General features: G+C 42.3%; 12 protein-coding genes. 1 reads left to right on the top strand and 11 read right to left on the bottom strand.

The window, feature by feature from the left end; translation table 11 throughout:
* Positions 1-15: 15 nt before the first annotated feature.
* The 8 genes from glmS to ruvB form a co-directional block, all read right to left on the bottom strand.
* Positions 16-1,824 (bottom strand): glutamine--fructose-6-phosphate transaminase (isomerizing), encoded by a 1,809-nt coding sequence (gene glmS, locus SM12261_RS08370; protein WP_000334287.1) that lies wholly within the window; start codon positions 1,822-1,824, stop codon positions 16-18.
* A 192-nt stretch (positions 1,825-2,016) separates the two neighbouring features.
* A complete protein-coding gene (bglA, locus tag SM12261_RS08375) occupies positions 2,017-3,396 on the bottom strand; it encodes a 6-phospho-beta-glucosidase (protein WP_000943500.1) in 1,380 nt (459 codons plus the stop codon).
* A 98-nt stretch (positions 3,397-3,494) separates the two neighbouring features.
* Complete coding sequence (locus SM12261_RS08380) at positions 3,495-5,348, bottom strand: proline--tRNA ligase (protein ID WP_000814058.1); 1,854 nt, start codon at positions 5,346-5,348, stop codon at positions 3,495-3,497.
* A gap of 12 nt (positions 5,349-5,360) precedes the next feature.
* The gene (gene rseP / locus SM12261_RS08385; protein WP_000900673.1) at positions 5,361-6,620 is read right to left on the bottom strand and encodes an RIP metalloprotease RseP; all 1,260 of its coding nucleotides are present in this window, start codon (positions 6,618-6,620) and stop codon (positions 5,361-5,363) included.
* 21 nt (positions 6,621-6,641) lie between these two features.
* A complete protein-coding gene (locus SM12261_RS08390) occupies positions 6,642-7,445 on the bottom strand; it encodes a phosphatidate cytidylyltransferase (protein ID WP_000189860.1) in 804 nt (267 codons plus the stop codon).
* A gap of 8 nt (positions 7,446-7,453) precedes the next feature.
* Positions 7,454-8,212: an isoprenyl transferase gene (locus SM12261_RS08395; RefSeq protein ID WP_000466726.1), complete on the bottom strand. Its 759-nt coding sequence runs from the start codon at positions 8,210-8,212 to the stop codon at positions 7,454-7,456.
* A gap of 346 nt (positions 8,213-8,558) precedes the next feature.
* Positions 8,559-9,131: a nucleotidyltransferase family protein gene (locus tag SM12261_RS08405; protein WP_001028387.1), complete on the bottom strand. Its 573-nt coding sequence runs from the start codon at positions 9,129-9,131 to the stop codon at positions 8,559-8,561.
* Positions 9,112-10,110, bottom strand: a complete 999-nt coding sequence (gene ruvB, locus SM12261_RS08410) for a Holliday junction branch migration DNA helicase RuvB (protein ID WP_004239104.1) — start codon at positions 10,108-10,110, stop codon at positions 9,112-9,114. The genes SM12261_RS08405 and ruvB overlap by 20 nt, the downstream gene beginning before the upstream one ends.
* 133 nt (positions 10,111-10,243) lie before the next feature.
* Here ruvB and SM12261_RS08415 point away from each other — a divergent pair, with 133 nt between their 5' ends.
* On the top strand, positions 10,244-10,336 hold the full coding sequence (locus SM12261_RS08415; RefSeq protein ID WP_000970293.1) for a type I toxin-antitoxin system Fst family toxin: 93 nt from the start codon (positions 10,244-10,246) through the stop codon (positions 10,334-10,336).
* A gap of 807 nt (positions 10,337-11,143) precedes the next feature.
* Here the strand turns inward: SM12261_RS08415 and SM12261_RS08420 are convergent.
* From SM12261_RS08420 to leuS, 3 genes are all read right to left on the bottom strand, one after another.
* Positions 11,144-11,560 carry a GNAT family N-acetyltransferase gene (locus SM12261_RS08420; RefSeq protein WP_000628389.1) on the bottom strand — a complete coding sequence of 139 codons (417 nt, stop codon included), beginning with the start codon at positions 11,558-11,560 and terminating at the stop codon, positions 11,144-11,146.
* Positions 11,561-11,571: 11 nt separating this feature from the next.
* On the bottom strand, positions 11,572-12,267 hold the full coding sequence (locus tag SM12261_RS08425; protein ID WP_001144927.1) for a GNAT family N-acetyltransferase: 696 nt from the start codon (positions 12,265-12,267) through the stop codon (positions 11,572-11,574).
* Positions 12,268-12,461: 194 nt separating this feature from the next.
* Positions 12,462-14,963, bottom strand: a complete 2,502-nt coding sequence (gene leuS, locus SM12261_RS08430; protein WP_000011743.1) for a leucine--tRNA ligase — start codon at positions 14,961-14,963, stop codon at positions 12,462-12,464.
* Positions 14,964-15,076: the final 113 nt, after the last annotated feature.

Below are 15,076 nucleotides of genomic sequence, written 5' to 3' on the forward strand. Positions count from 1 at the left end.
CTAGACTTTTTAAGCTTATTCTACCGTTACTGACTTAGCAAGGTTACGTGGTTTGTCCACATCAAGCCCACGGTGGAGTGTTGCAAAGTAAGCGACTAATTGCGTTGGCACGACCATTGAAATTGGTGAGAGGTAAGGGTGTACAGTCGTAAGGACAATATCATCTGTCTCTTTAGCAACATTTTCTTCTGCGATAGTGAGGACTTTGGCACCACGAGCTGCCACCTCTTGGATATTTCCACGAGTGTGGTTAGCGAGGACTGGATCTGACAAGAGAGCCAAGACAGGCGTTCCCTCTTCAATCAAGGCAATAGTTCCGTGCTTGAGCTCTCCTGCCGCAAAGCCTTCACACTGGATGTAAGAAATTTCTTTGAGTTTGAGACTTGCTTCCATGGCTACGTAGTAATCTTGACCACGCCCAATATAAAAAGCATTGCGAGTTGTTTCAAGAAGCTCACGAACCTTGGCTTCAATGGTTTCTTTCTCTGAAAGAGTTGATTCGATAGACTGAGCTACGATTGACAACTCATGAACCAAGTCAAAGGCTTGCGCTTTGGCATTGCCATTTGCTTCTCCGACTGCTTTTGCAAGGAAGGCAAGGGCTGCGATTTGCGCTGTATAAGCCTTAGTTGATGCCACGGCAATTTCAGGACCTGCATGAAGAAGCATGGTATTGTTAGCTTCACGTGAAAGAGTTGAACCTGGGACATTTGTCACTGTCAAGCTTGGGATTCCCATTTCATTAGCCTTAACCAAAACCTGACGACTATCCGCTGTTTCACCAGATTGGCTGATAAAGATGAAGAGTGGTTTCTTGCTGAGAAGTGGCATACCGTAGCCCCACTCAGATGAGATTCCAAGTTCAACTGGTGTATCTGTCAATTCTTCCAACATTTTCTTAGAAGCAAATCCTGCGTGGTAAGATGTCCCAGCTGCAAGGATGTAGATACGGTCTGCGTCTTGAACAGCCTGGATGATAGCTGGGTCTACGACAACTTGACCAGCCTCATCTGTGTAGGCTTGGATGAGTTTACGCATAACCGTTGGTTGCTCATCGATTTCCTTAAGCATGTAGTAAGGATAAGTTCCCTTACCGATATCAGACAAGTCAAGTTCCGCAGTATAGCTAGCACGTTCACGACTGTTGCCATCATAATCTTGAACTTCCACACTATCAGCCTTGACGATTACCAACTCTTGGTCATGAATTTCCATGTATTGGTTGGTCTCACGAATCATAGCCATAGCATCTGAGCAGACCATGTTATAGCCTTCTCCAAGACCAATCAAAAGTGGTGATTTATTTTTAGCTACGTAGATGACTTCAGGATCTTGTGAGTCAACCAAGGCAAAAGCATAAGAACCACGTATGATATGAAGAGCTTTTTTGAAAGCTTCAAGAACTGAGAGACCTTCTTCTTCCGCAAATTTTCCAATCAAGTGAACGGCTATTTCCGTATCTGTTTGCCCTTTGAAGTGGTGACCTGCAAGGTATTCTTCCTTGATTTCAAGGTAGTTCTCAATCACCCCATTGTGCACCAAAACAAAACGTTCTGTCTCAGAGCGGTGTGGGTGAGCATTATCTTCCGTTGGTTTCCCATGAGTTGCCCAACGAGTATGTCCGATACCAGTTGTTCCCTCAACACCAGCTGTCTTGGCAGACAATTCTGCTATACGACCAACAGCCTTGACTAGATGGTTTTCAGCACCACCTAGAACAAAAATTCCCGCAGAATCATAGCCACGGTATTCGAGCTTTTCAAGCCCTTGAATCAAAATATCAGTTGCATTTGTGTTTCCAACAACACCAACAATTCCACACATAGTATATACGACACAGACAAGCTGTGCTTTCTCCTTAAAATTGGTATAGTCTAATTCCTCTTTTATAGAATCAGCAAAAACAGTATATACTTGTTTCTTTCACTTGTCAAGAGTAAAAATTGGTATAGTTCAAATTAACTTTTTATAACCAAAAAACTCTGACCAATTAGGATAATCAGACAGAGTCCTTTTTTAAAATCCATTATTATCGCTTAATTCCTTGAACCAGTGCCCTGATTTCTTCAGACGACGTTCTTGAGTTTCCAAGTCTAATTCGACCAAACCATAGCGATTTTTATAGCTGTTGAGCCATGACCAGCAATCAATAAAGGTCCAAATCAAGTAGCCCTTACAATTGGCTCCGTCTTCAATGGCACGGTGCAGTTCACGAAGATGACCTTTTACAAAGTCAATACGGTAATCATCTTGAATCATTCCATCTTGACGGAATTTTTCTTCCCCTTCAACACCCATACCATTCTCAGTCAACATCCACTCGATATTACCATAATTTTCCTTGATCTTTTGGGCGATGTCATAAATCCCTTGCTCATAAATCTCCCAGCCACGATGAGGATTAATTTTACGTCCAGGCATCACATAAGCCTCGTAAAAATGTTCTGGTAAGAGTGGACTCTCTGGATGCTTAGCAAATCGAGGAGCCATGACACGCAAAGGTTGATAGTAGTTGACACCAAGGAAGTCTACCGTATTGTCACGAATGAGTTCCAACTCCTCCTCTGTAGCATCAGGTAAGAGACCGTGTTCATGCAAGATTTCTACCAACTCCTGTGGATAAGTCCCCAAAACAGACGGATCTAAGAAAGATTGGGCCTGAAAAAGGTCCGCAATGCGAGCTGCCTTGACATCAGCAGGATGCTGGCTACGTGGATAAGCCGGTGTCAAGTTTAAGACAATCCCAATCTTGGAATCTGGCAAAAGTTCATGACAAGCCTTAACCACCCGACTGCTGGCCAATTGTGTATGATAAGCTACTTTAACGGCTGCCTCTGCATCCACCTTATGTGGATAATGGGCATCGTAAAAATAGCCAAATTCTACTGGAACGATTGGCTCGTTAAAGGTAATCCATTGATCCACTAAATCTCCATAAGTCTCAAAACAAAAACGAGCATAGTCTTCATAGGCTGAAACAGTCGCCTTATTTTCCCAACCATCACCATCCTCTTGAAGGGCAAAAGGCAAATCAAAATGATAAAGATTGACTAAAAGACGAATCCCTTTGGCCTTAATAGCCTCAAAAACCTTACGGTAAAAGTCTACACCTTGAGGATTGACTTCCCCACGCCCTTGTGGAAAAATCCGTGACCACTGAATAGAAGTCCGAAAGGCCGTGTGACCAGTTTCTAACAAGAGGTCAATATCCTTTTCCCAGTTTTCATAAAAGGTTGATGTTTTATCTGGACCAATCCCATTATAGTAACGATTTGGCTCCACTTGGTACCAATAATCCCAGAGATTATCTCCCTTACCGTCACAAGCTACACGTCCTTCTGTTTGTGGTCCAGAAGTAGAGGATCCCCAGACAAAATCCTTTGGAAATCTTAGCATACATTTACCTCTTTATCTACTCATTTTTCCCATTATACAGAAAAAACAAGGTAAAAACTAGTTACATTTTTTCCTTGTTTTTCTTCTGATTATAGTTTTTATTTCTTGCTGAGAATTTCAAGCGTTTCAAGCAAGTTATCTGCATGAACTTCGATAGTGTCACCAGTCGCTTTAATCTTAACTTCTACGATACCATCGGCCGCTTTTTTACCAACAGTAATACGGATTGGCAATCCAATCAAGTCGCTATCGCTGAATTTAACACCAACACGTTCGTTACGGTCATCTGTCAAGACTTCATAACCAGCTCCCATCAAGCTTGCTTCAAGCTTTTCTGTCAAGGCTTGCGCTTCATCATCCTTGACATTGACAGTGATCAAGTGCACATCAAATGGTGCCAATTCTTTAGGGAAGTTGATTCCCCAAGCGTAACGGTATTCACCTTTTGGCGTTTTGTTAACAAAGAGGCGAGCGTGTTGCTCCATCACTGCTGAAAGGAGACGGCTGACACCGATACCGTAACATCCCATGATAATTGGCACAGCACGGCCATTTTCATCCAAAACATCTGCTCCCATGCTTGCTGAATAGCGAGTGCCAAGTTTGAAGATGTGACCAATTTCAATACCACGCGCAAAGTTAAGGACACCTTGTCCGTCTGGTGAAATTTCACCCTCACGAACTTCACGGATATCCACATATTCTGCAGTAAAATCACGACCTGGGTTCACACCAGTCAAGTGGTAGCCATCTTCGTTAGCACCCACAACTGCATTACGAACATCTTGCACTTTACGATCTGCAATGATTTTAACATTCTCTGGCAAACCAACTGGGCCAAGTGAACCAAATCCTGCTTGAACAACATTTGCCACTTCTTCTTCGCTAGCAACGTCAAAGAAATCTGCTCCCAAGTGGTTTTTCAACTTAACTTCATTAAGCTGATCATTTCCAACTAGAAGGGCGGCAACAAGCTCACCGTCTGCCATGTAGAAGAGGGTTTTAATCGTTTGTTCTTCTGGAACGTTGAGGAAGGCGGCAACTTCATCGATTGTTTTAACATCTGGTGTTGCAACACGAGTCACTTCTTCTTCAGCAACGACACGGTTGCTTGGTTTGTACTCGTTTGTTGCCATTTCCAAGTTAGCAGCATAGCTAGACTCACTTGAGTAAGCAATGGTATCTTCACCAGAAACCATCCATTTAAGCAATTCTGCCTTGATTTCTTCTTGCACTTCTGCAGGAATTTCATCAAATGAGGTAACTGACTTGTCCAAAACAACCCATCGGTCAAGGTCTGTACGAGCAGGTGTAATAGCCATAAATTCTTGGCTGTCCTTACCACCCATGGCTCCACCGTCACCGATGATAGCCTTGAAATCTAAACCACTACGAGTGAAAATACGCTCATAAGCAGCCTTGTACTCATCGTAAACACTGTCCAAGCTATCATAGTTAGCGTGGAAACTGTAAGCATCTTTCATGATGAACTCACGTGTACGAAGAAGTCCATTACGTGGGCGTTTTTCATCACGATACTTAGGCTGGATTTGATAAAGATTAAGTGGCAATTGCTTGTAAGACTTAACAGAATCACGGACAATAGCTGTAAAGGTTTCTTCGTGAGTTGGACCTAGAATGAAGTCTGATTTTTCACGGTTTTTTAGTTTGTAAAGGTCCTCACCATAAGTTTCGTAACGACCTGATTCGCGCCACAATTCTGCACTGAGAAGGGCTGGAGCTAACATCTCAACGGCACCAATCTTATCAAATTCTTGGCGCATGATGTTTTTAGCTTTTTCAATCACACGGTTAGCAAGTGGTAGGTAAGAATAAACGCCTGCTGAAACTTGGCGAACATAACCAGCTCGCAACATAAGAGCATGGCTGATAACTTGAGCATCGCTTGGCATTTCGCGAAGCGTTGGGATAGGCATTTTACTTTGTTTCATAATATTCCTCGATTATCTAAAAAAGAGTCGCATGATGTCATTCCAGGTCACAGCAATCATCAAGACAACCATGATGACCACTCCGGCCAAGGTGACATAGGTTTCAATTTCTTGTTTCAATGGTTTGCGGCGGATAGCTTCTAGGATATTGAGCACAATCTTACCACCATCCAGGGCTGGAATCGGAATAAGATTAAAAATCCCAATATTGATGGAAATAATTGCCAAGAAGTACAAGACATTCTCAATTCCATTTTTAGCAGCATCACTACTTGCCTTAAAGATGGCAACAGGTCCACCTAGTTTGTTCAAATCCGGTTGGAAAATCAGATTTTTCAGATCTGATAGAATTCGGAGGGCCGAGTCAACAGCAGTTGTAAAACCACCTACAAACATAGATACAAAATCTGACTTAATCCCCGGTTGAACACCTAGAAGGTAACGGCCTTGACTTTCTTCCGGAGTAACAGTGACTTGTTTGTCACTCCCCTTTTCAGAAATAGTCACATCCAAGGTCGGGGCCGTCTTATCTTTGGTTTCTGATTCCACAGCTTGAATCAAGCTTTCCCAGTTGCTAACCTCATGTGAACCAATCTTGGTAATCTGTGCCGTTTCTGGTACTCCTACCTTAGCCAAAGCCCCTTGAGGCATAATATGGAACTGGTTGGTATCGACATCTCTGACACCACCCTGCATAAAGATTAAAATCCAGAAAACAACGACACCTAAGATAAAGTTGTTCATAGGACCTGCAAAGTTAGTAATCAGTTTCCCCCAGATAGTCGCATTTTGATATTGCACATCCAAAGGAGCAATTCGAACCTCAGTTCCATCTGCTTCCACAACCGTTGCATCGTGATCTACTGCAAATGTTTTTTCTTCTTCCAGAACCAAGCCCTTGATAAAGAGCTTGTCTTCAAAATCAAACTGGGTCACCTGCATAGGGAGGGCTGTTTGATCTAATTTTTTACCTGAAAGATTGATGCGTTTAACCTTACCATCATCAGTAAGGGTCAAACTGACAGGAGTTCCTGTCTTAATTTCAGTTGTATCATCACCCCAACCGGCCATGCGAACATAGCCACCCAGAGGCAAGATTCGAATGGTATAGGCCGTTCCATCCTTGCCAATATGAGCAAAGATCTTGGGTCCCATGCCAATGGCAAATTCACGCACTAGAATCCCTGATTTCTTGGCAAAGTAGAAGTGTCCGAACTCGTGCACCACTACAATAATCCCAAAAACCAGAATAAAGGTTAAAATTCCGAGCATAGTATTTCCTCCGTCTTTTGATTAAAAGAGTCCAAACAAGTGCATGATTGGAAATACAAGCAACATACTATCAAAACGATCCAAAACACCACCATGTCCAGGAATAAATTTCCCAGAATCCTTGACACCAAAGTGACGCTTAATCGAACTTTCTAGTAAATCACCAAATTGTCCAGCAATGCTAAAGAAAATAGCAAAGACTGACATCTTGTAAATTCCATACGGAAGAGCAACTGTACTGTCAACTATCATAAAGATAATAGTTACTAAAATCGCACCTAAAATACCACCCAAGGCACCCTCAAAGGTTTTATTTGGAGAAACTGTCGGAGCTAATTTGCGTTTACCATAGTTCATCCCAACAAGATAGGCACCACTGTCTGTCGCCCAGACGATACACAAGGCCAATAGAGCCTTATCTAAACCTGCAACGCGAGCATCTAGTAAAGCATTAAATCCAAAGCCAACATAGAAACTCATAGCAAGAGGGAAAACAGCGTCCTCAATCGTATAAGACTTGCTAAAAACAGTCGTTCCTAACATAATTGAAATCAAAACACTATAGGCAACCACATTCCCATCAACTGGTAAAAAAGTCAGATAATTCTCCAAGGGAATGGTCAAAGCAAAGGTTGCAAAGAGGGTTAAGAGGCCCTCCATAGTCATGGTCTCTAGACCTCTCATCTTCAAAAGTTCATGCATGGCTAGCATGGCTATGATTCCAATTGCTATCTGAAGCAAGAGGCCCCCAATCATTAAAATTGGTAGGAAAATAGCCAGGGCAATCCCTGCAAACAAGGTTCTTTTCTGTAAATCCTGTGTCATATTTCCTCCTAAACTCCTCCAAATCGGCGATGACGACGATTGTAGGCAAGAATGGCTTCCTGCAAGGCCGCCTCGTCAAAATCAGGCCACAAGGTGTCCGTAAAATAGAGCTCACTGTAGGCTCCCTGCCATGGAAGGAAATTGCTCAAACGCAATTCTCCACTAGTACGGATAATCAAGTCTGGGTCTCGTAACTCCTTAGGTAAATGCTGGGTAAAAAGATAATTACCAATCAATTCCTCTGTGATGTCACCTGGGTTGATTTTGGCATCTAAAACATCCTGAGAAATCAACTTAAGAGCCTGTGTAATCTCAGCACGTCCACCATAGTTGAGGGCAAAATTAAGAATTAATCCTGTGTTGTTCTTAGTTAATTCCTCAGCCTTGGTCAGAGCTTCAAAAGTTTGCTTAGGCAGGCGTTCTGTCTCCCCAATCATTTGAATCTTAACATTATTCGCATGCAATTCCGGGACATAATTATCATAAAACTCTACTGGCAAGTTCATGATAAACTTGACTTCCTGATCTGGACGGGTCCAGTTTTCTGTAGAAAAAGCATAGACTGTAATCACCTTGACGCCTAGTTTGTTGGCTGCCTTGGTCACAGTTTGCAATGCTTCCATGCCCGCCTTATGTCCGAATACTCGCGGTTGCATACGTTTCTTAGCCCAACGACCATTCCCATCCATGATGATGCCGATATGAGCAGGAACCTGTGTCGGAACCTCTACTTCCACAGCCTTATCTTTCTTAAAAAATCCAAACATGATCTTATTCCTATTCAAAAATCTATCGTTTCATTATACCATATTTCCCTATTTTCTTCTATCACTAAGCTATTTATACTCTTCGAAAATCAAATTCAAACCACGTCAGCTCTATCTGCAGCCTCAAAACAGTGTTTTGAGCAACCTGCGGCTAGCTTCCTAGTTTGGTCTTTGATTTTCATTGAGTATTATTCTCAGGCACCAAGCCCATTTTTCAAAAAAATAAGCCGCCTGATTGGGCGACTCTATTTTTTATAGGGAGATTATTATGAAAAAGTTTTAGGAGTTTAAGTTAAGGTCTTCTTAACTTATGGACTTAGTATACACTTCCTAGCTTAAAGTTTCCTTAAGTATTTTTAAAAATCAAATTTTTCCATTTCTCCTGCCAATTTTTCTTGGATAGACGTGTTCGATAAAGTTCCATTCTGTCTTGATTCTCTAAAAAATGAGGAGTTGGACGAACTTGAAAATTCAAAATATCCTCCAAACCATAAGGTGCATAGAGTTCAAAATCGGATTCTTCATTCAAGCGCAGTCCAACAGCCGTACATCGTTCTGGATACTTACTCATAGCATCACGAGAACTGGTATAGGGAGAAGTGTGAGGACTGTGCTGGTGCATATAGACCTGATTTTTCAACTCCCACTGGTACTGAGGAAAGTCCTCTCGCAGTTTTTTCTCTAGGGACAAGGTTTCCTCGTAAGAAATATCTGGATCAAAGAAAATTACATCTACATCTGTTTCACAGTCAAAAGGGGATTTGTCTGACAAGAGATTCCAGATAAAATTTCTGACAGAACCTGCTGCCAACCAGGAATCTGTCAACTCCAAGTTTCGGATGACAGTCAGAATAGCCATCATATCCGGATTTTCTCTAAAATCCTCTAGAATTTCTTGCTCATTTTTCACTATATTCATAACCTAAGTGCTCATATGCCTTAGCAGTCGCCACCCGTCCAGACCGCGTCCGCATGATAAAACCTTTTTGAATCAAGTAAGGCTCATACATATCTTCAACTGTCTCACGTTCTTCTGCTATGTTAACAGAAAGAGTTCCTAGACCAACAGGACCACCACCGTACATCTCAATCATGGTGCGAAGGATTTTTTGATCCACATAGTCCAAACCTTCATGGTCAACATCCAGCATAGTCAAAGCCTTATCGGTAATAAGATCATCGATAACCCCATTCCCCATTATCTGGGCAAAATCGCGCACGCGCTTGAGGAGACGATTGGCAATACGAGGGGTCCCACGACTACGCAATGCCAACTCAGATGCTGCCTCATGGGTGATTTCCATCTCAAAAATATCTGCCGTCCGCTCGACAATTTCCGTCAAGTCAGCATGGGCATAATACTCCATATGACCTGTAATCCCAAAACGTGCCCGTAACGGATTTGAGAGCATACCAGCCCGAGTCGTCGCACCAATCAAAGTGAAAGGTGGCAACTCCAAATGAACACTGCGACTGCCTTCACCAGCCCCAATCATGATGTCAATGTAGAAGTCTTCCATGGCACTATAAAGCACCTCTTCCACCGACATGGGCAAGCGATGAATCTCATCAATAAAAAGGACATCCCCAGGCTCTAAGTCATTCAAAATCGCTACCAGATCTCCGGCTTTTTCAATGACTGGACCCGAAGTCTGCTTGAGATTGACACCTAGTTCGTTGGCAATAACAAAAGCCATGGTCGTTTTTCCCAAGCCTGGAGGGCCAAATAAGAGCACATGATCCAGCGCTTCATCCCGCATTTTGGCAGCTTCGATAAAGATTTGGAGCTGGTCCTTGACCTTGTCCTGCCCAATATATTCACGTAAGTACTGAGGACGGAGCGTGCGTTCTACTAACTCCTCGTCCCCCATTATCTCATTATCTAAAATTCTACTCATTGCTCTATTATATCAAAAAACCAAGCCACAAACAAAAAAGCCACCCGATTGGGTGACTCCCGAGTTTAACACTTATGTGGAATAATATTATACGGCACTACTACACCGCCTACGAAAGGAGGTGAGATAGCTCATGATGGAACTAATCCTTAAAACTATCATCGGACCGATTGTGGTCGGTGTCATCCTTCGCTTAGTCGATAAATGGCTAAACGAAGATAGATAGTGTCAAAAAAGACCCTAAGCTTAATGTGGAAGTTAGCTTGGGGTCTTTTCTAGTCCATAATATAGAACTAATCCTTAATTCCTCTCCATTATCCTACAGTTCACAAATTTTGTCAAAGGTTTACATTCTCGGCTTTTCAAGCTTTAACCGCTGTACAACAAAACGGTCAAGATTAAGAGAAAGTTAGGGATTCTATCAATTTCATAAAAATTTTGATTTCGTAAACGAAGAGACAAGCTTACATATCACTCCTCATTTAATACGCCACTACTGGACAAGTAAAATCATCATTACAATAGTTCCATTCCTTCAATTAACAGTCACCTACAATCAAATTAAGGTTGAATTCACTTAAATAACAACAGACCTATTTCTTACTCATATTCTCTAAAAAAATCCCCGACCAAAATCCGAAAAATATCGAAAAATGATTTTTAGAATAGTCTCCAAAAGCCTGAAATAGAGCCAAAAAACTCCACCTGATTGGGTGGAGTCAAGGGAGATTATTATGAAAAAGAAAAGTTTAGGATTTTATTAAATAAAGTTAGGAGGTCTTTACTTAATAACTATATGATACAAGACGAAGCTTAAAAATAGCTTAACTTTTCTCAAATTTTGCTATTTTGCAAAAAATTTCTATCACCATCACCTATCCAAGAAAAAAAGCCACCTGATTGGGTGACTTCATTAGGAGATTATGATGAAAAAAGTTTTTAGGATTTCATTAAATAAAGTTAGGAGGTCTTTATTTAATGACTATATAATACTAGACCAGCCTTAAACTTTGCTTAAGAAAAATAAGTTTTGTTATTTTTCTCGATTCATCCAAGTCATCCCTATACAATTATAGGTGGATAAGATTTCAAAGCCCATAGAACGATAGAAGCCCAAGGTTCTTTCTGTCTGGTCTGTCACCAGCTGGACTTGATAGGCATCTTTGTAATCCTCTAAAGCCTCTTTCATCAAGGAGCTACCAATCCCTTGGCGCTGATAGCTAGGCAAAACAATCAAATCCTGTACAAAAACTGATGAGAATCCATCGCCAACCAAACGAATCAAGCCCACCACAGCATCACCATCAAGTGCCAGATAAATTACTAATGAATGAGACAAGGCCTGCTCCAGCATCTCTGGTTGATGGGTATAATTTGTCCAACCGACAGCCTGATAGAGATGCAAAACATCCTCTAGCTTGACAATTTCTTGCTTTTTAATAGTAATCATCTCAACACCTCTTAGAGTTCTCTCAAGCTCTTGTACTGCTGTCCATTTTTGTCAAAATTTTCAGGACGCAACCATGTTTCCAAACGAGATTTTACTTTGGGCCAATCCTTATCAATTATAGACAACCAATCCGTATCCCTCGTGCGCCCCTTATAAACCACTGCCTGACGGAAGGTTCCTTCATAAATAAAGCCCAAACGTTCCGCTGCTCGTCTTGATGGCAGGTTAAGAGCATCGCATTTCCACTCATAGCGACGATAGTTAAGTTCCTCGAAAACATAGCGCGCCAGGAGATACTGGGCTTCTGTCCCTATTCGTGTCCCCCTGAGCTCTGGAGAAAAAGTGACAGCTCCCACTTCTATTACTCGGTTATTCTGGTCAATACGCATGAGAGAAAAAGTTCCTAAAACTTTACCAGTTTCCTTGTCTATGATTGCATAGTAAAAACGGTCCTTACGAGCTAACATCTGATTTAAAAGGGTAACCAGCTCCTCCATATCTGCCACTGGTTCCTGAAAAAGGTAGGTCCACATCTCCCGAGGAGTATCCGGACCATAAACAGCTAATAAATCCTCCGTATGCTTTTCCACTGAAAGAGCTTCTATTCGAGCATATCGCCCTTCTAAGAAATCAATAGAAGGCAGTTCACCTGGTGTATAACCTTCCATTGACTCACCAATCATTTGACCATATTCATTTACTGGCATAACTTTCCCCTTGTTTTGCTTTCCAAACTTTATAGTTGCCCATAGTATATCATACTTTCATAAGAAGACTCAAAAAATCCTCCAGATTCTACTCTGAAGGATTCCTATCTTATTTCACAACAATATTAACCAATTTGGTTGGCTTCAATAGTCCAGTGGACTATTGAAGGTGGCAGATAGAGCTAATAAACTCGTTATTTAACGACGATATTAACGAGTTTGTTAGGTACCGCAATTACTTTCACGATGTCCTTACCGTCAATTTCTGCTTTGACTTTTTCATCCGCTAGAGCAATTTCTTGCAATTCTTCGCGTGATAGGTCTTTAGCGACCATGAGTTTGGCACGAACTTTTCCTTTGATTTGGACAACGATTTCGATTTCGTCTTCAACCAATTTGCTTTCGTCCCATGTTGGCCAAGCCACGTAAGAGATTGACTCACCTGTTGCCGCAACTGTTTGCCAGAGTTCTTCTGCCAAGTGAGGTGAAAATGGGGCAATCAATTGGATAAAGCCTTTGGCGTAGTCCACATAGAGTTTGTCTTCCTTGTTAGCAGCGTTGACAAAGACCATAAGTTGAGCAATGGCTGTGTTGAATTTGAGGGACTCGATTTGCTCTGTGACAGCTTTAACGGTTTCGTTGTAAACCTTGTCGAGAGAGCCATTGTTTTCTGCAACAATTTCCTTGCTTGTAATCAAACGGTAAACACGGTCAAGGAACTTACGGCTTCCTTCCAGACCTTCTTCAGACCAAGCAATCGAAGCATCAAGTGGTCCCATAAACATTTCATAGACACGAAGGGTATCGGCACCGTATTGTTCCACAACATCATCTGGGTTAACAACGTTCTTGAGCGATTTAGACATCTTGGCTGGCGCTTGCTCCAACTCCTCTCCTGTTTCCACATGGAAGAAAGAACCGTCACGTTTTTCAACCTTGTCGGTTGCCACAAGAGCCCCACGGTGGTCACGGTAGCTGGTTCCCAAAATCATTCCTTGGTTAAAGAGTTTTTGGAATGGTTCCTTAGTCGGAACAACACCGAGGTCATAGAGGAATTTATGCCAGAAACGAGCGTAAAGCAAGTGAAGAACGGCATGCTCTGCACCACCCACATAGATATCTACTGGCAACCATTGTTTGAGAAGATCCTCATCAGCCAATTTCTCAGTATTGTGTGGGTCGATATAGCGGAGGTAGTACCAGCTTGAACCAGCCCACTGTGGCATAGTATTGGTTTCACGACGACCTTTGACGCCATCTTCACGAGTCACTTCAAGCCAGTCTGTCAAGTTAGCCAGTGGACTTTCCCCTGTACCTGAAGGACGGATGTCCTTGGTTACTGGCAAGACAAGTGGCAATTCACTTTCTGGAACTGCTGTTGAAGTCCCATCTTCCCAATGAATAATTGGAATTGGTTCACCCCAGTAACGTTGACGGCTAAAGAGCCAGTCGCGGAGACGGTAAGTAACCTTCTCTTGTCCACATCCTTTTTCTTCCAACCAAGCCACAATCTTAGCAATAGCGTCTTCTTTGTTGAGTCCATCTAGAAAGTCTGAGTTGACATGAAGGCCATCTTCTGTGTAGGCAGCTTCTGCTACATTTCCACCTTCAAGTACTTCGACGATTGGAAGATCAAATTGTTTGGCAAATTCCCAGTCACGTTGATCGTGGGCAGGCACAGCCATAACGGCACCTGTTCCGTAACTAGCAAGAACATAGTCGGCAATCCAGATTGGAATTTCCTTACCATTGACAGGGTTGATGGCATAAGCACCTGTCCAGACACCAGTTTTTTCTTTGGCAAGGTCTGTACGAGCCAAGTCTGATTTCAGACTGGCTTGGTGTTTGTAGTCTGCTACTGCTTCTGCTTGCTCTGTGCTTGTAATGGCATCTACTAGTTCATGCTCAGGAGCCAAAACGGTGAAAGTCGCACCGAAAAGAGTATCAGGACGAGTGGTAAAGACGGTGAATTCCTTGTCTGTTCCCTTAACTTTAAAAGTTACATTAGCCCCCGTTGATTTCCCAATCCAGTTGCGTTGCATGTCCTTGATAGACTCTGGCCAATCAAGTTCATCTAAGTCATTAAGCAAACGCTCCGCATAGGCCGTGATTTTGAGCATCCATTGGCGCATTGGTTTACGGACAACTGGATAGCCTCCACGCTCAGACGTTCCGTCAGGAAGGACTTCTTCGTTGGCAATGGCTGTTCCCAATTCCTCAACCCAGTTTACTGGCACTTCCGCTTCATAGGCCAAGCCTTTTTCGTAAAGCTTAGTGAAAATCCATTGCGTCCACTTGTAATAGTTTGGATCTGTGGTGTTGACTTCACGATCCCAGTCGTAAGAGAATCCAAGCGCATTGATTTGACGTTTGAAGTTAGCAATGTTCTCAGCTGTAAATTCTGCTGGGTCATTTCCAGTATCCATAGCGTATTGCTCTGCAGGCAAACCAAAAGCATCCCAACCCATTGGGTGAAGAACATTGTAGCCTTGCGCACGTTTGTAACGGCTGAGGATATCGGTTGCGGTATAACCTTCTGGGTGTCCTACGTGCAATCCAGCTCCAGACGGATACGGAAACATGTCAAGCGCATAAAACTTAGGTTTTGATGCATCTGTTCCTGTCTTAAATGTATGATGTTCTGCCCAGTAGCCCTGCCACTTAGGCTCAATTTCTTTATGATTATAAAAACTCATGGTCTCTCTCCAATTTTGTGATGTTACTATTATACCATTTTTGAGGGAATTTGGTCTCGTTCTATTCTATACTTTTCTATTTTACCTTGCTCTAGAATTTTTAAACTGCTATA

This window comes from Streptococcus mitis NCTC 12261 (assembly GCF_000148585.2).
In the GTDB taxonomy this organism is placed as follows: Bacteria; Bacillota; Bacilli; order Lactobacillales; family Streptococcaceae; genus Streptococcus; species Streptococcus mitis.

Coding starts and splice junctions, on each gene's coding strand:
- SM12261_RS08425 (WP_001144927.1), bottom strand. CDS start 12,267: ATGCCAGTAAATGAATATGGTCAAATGATTGGTGAGTCAATGGAAGGT.
- SM12261_RS08380 (WP_000814058.1), bottom strand. CDS start 5,348: ATGAAACAAAGTAAAATGCCTATCCCAACGCTTCGCGAAATGCCAAGC.
- SM12261_RS08420 (WP_000628389.1), bottom strand. CDS start 11,560: ATGATTACTATTAAAAAGCAAGAAATTGTCAAGCTAGAGGATGTTTTG.
- bglA (WP_000943500.1), bottom strand. CDS start 3,396: ATGCTAAGATTTCCAAAGGATTTTGTCTGGGGATCCTCTACTTCTGGA.
- rseP (WP_000900673.1), bottom strand. CDS start 6,620: ATGCTCGGAATTTTAACCTTTATTCTGGTTTTTGGGATTATTGTAGTG.
- SM12261_RS08405 (WP_001028387.1), bottom strand. CDS start 9,131: ATGAATATAGTGAAAAATGAGCAAGAAATTCTAGAGGATTTTAGAGAA.
- SM12261_RS08390 (WP_000189860.1), bottom strand. CDS start 7,445: ATGACACAGGATTTACAGAAAAGAACCTTGTTTGCAGGGATTGCCCTG.
- SM12261_RS08395 (WP_000466726.1), bottom strand. CDS start 8,212: ATGTTTGGATTTTTTAAGAAAGATAAGGCTGTGGAAGTAGAGGTTCCG.
- ruvB (WP_004239104.1), bottom strand. CDS start 10,110: ATGAGTAGAATTTTAGATAATGAGATAATGGGGGACGAGGAGTTAGTA.
- glmS (WP_000334287.1), bottom strand. CDS start 1,824: ATGTGTGGAATTGTTGGTGTTGTTGGAAACACAAATGCAACTGATATT.
- leuS (WP_000011743.1), bottom strand. CDS start 14,963: ATGAGTTTTTATAATCATAAAGAAATTGAGCCTAAGTGGCAGGGCTAC.
- SM12261_RS08415 (WP_000970293.1), top strand. CDS start 10,244: ATGATGGAACTAATCCTTAAAACTATCATCGGACCGATTGTGGTCGGT.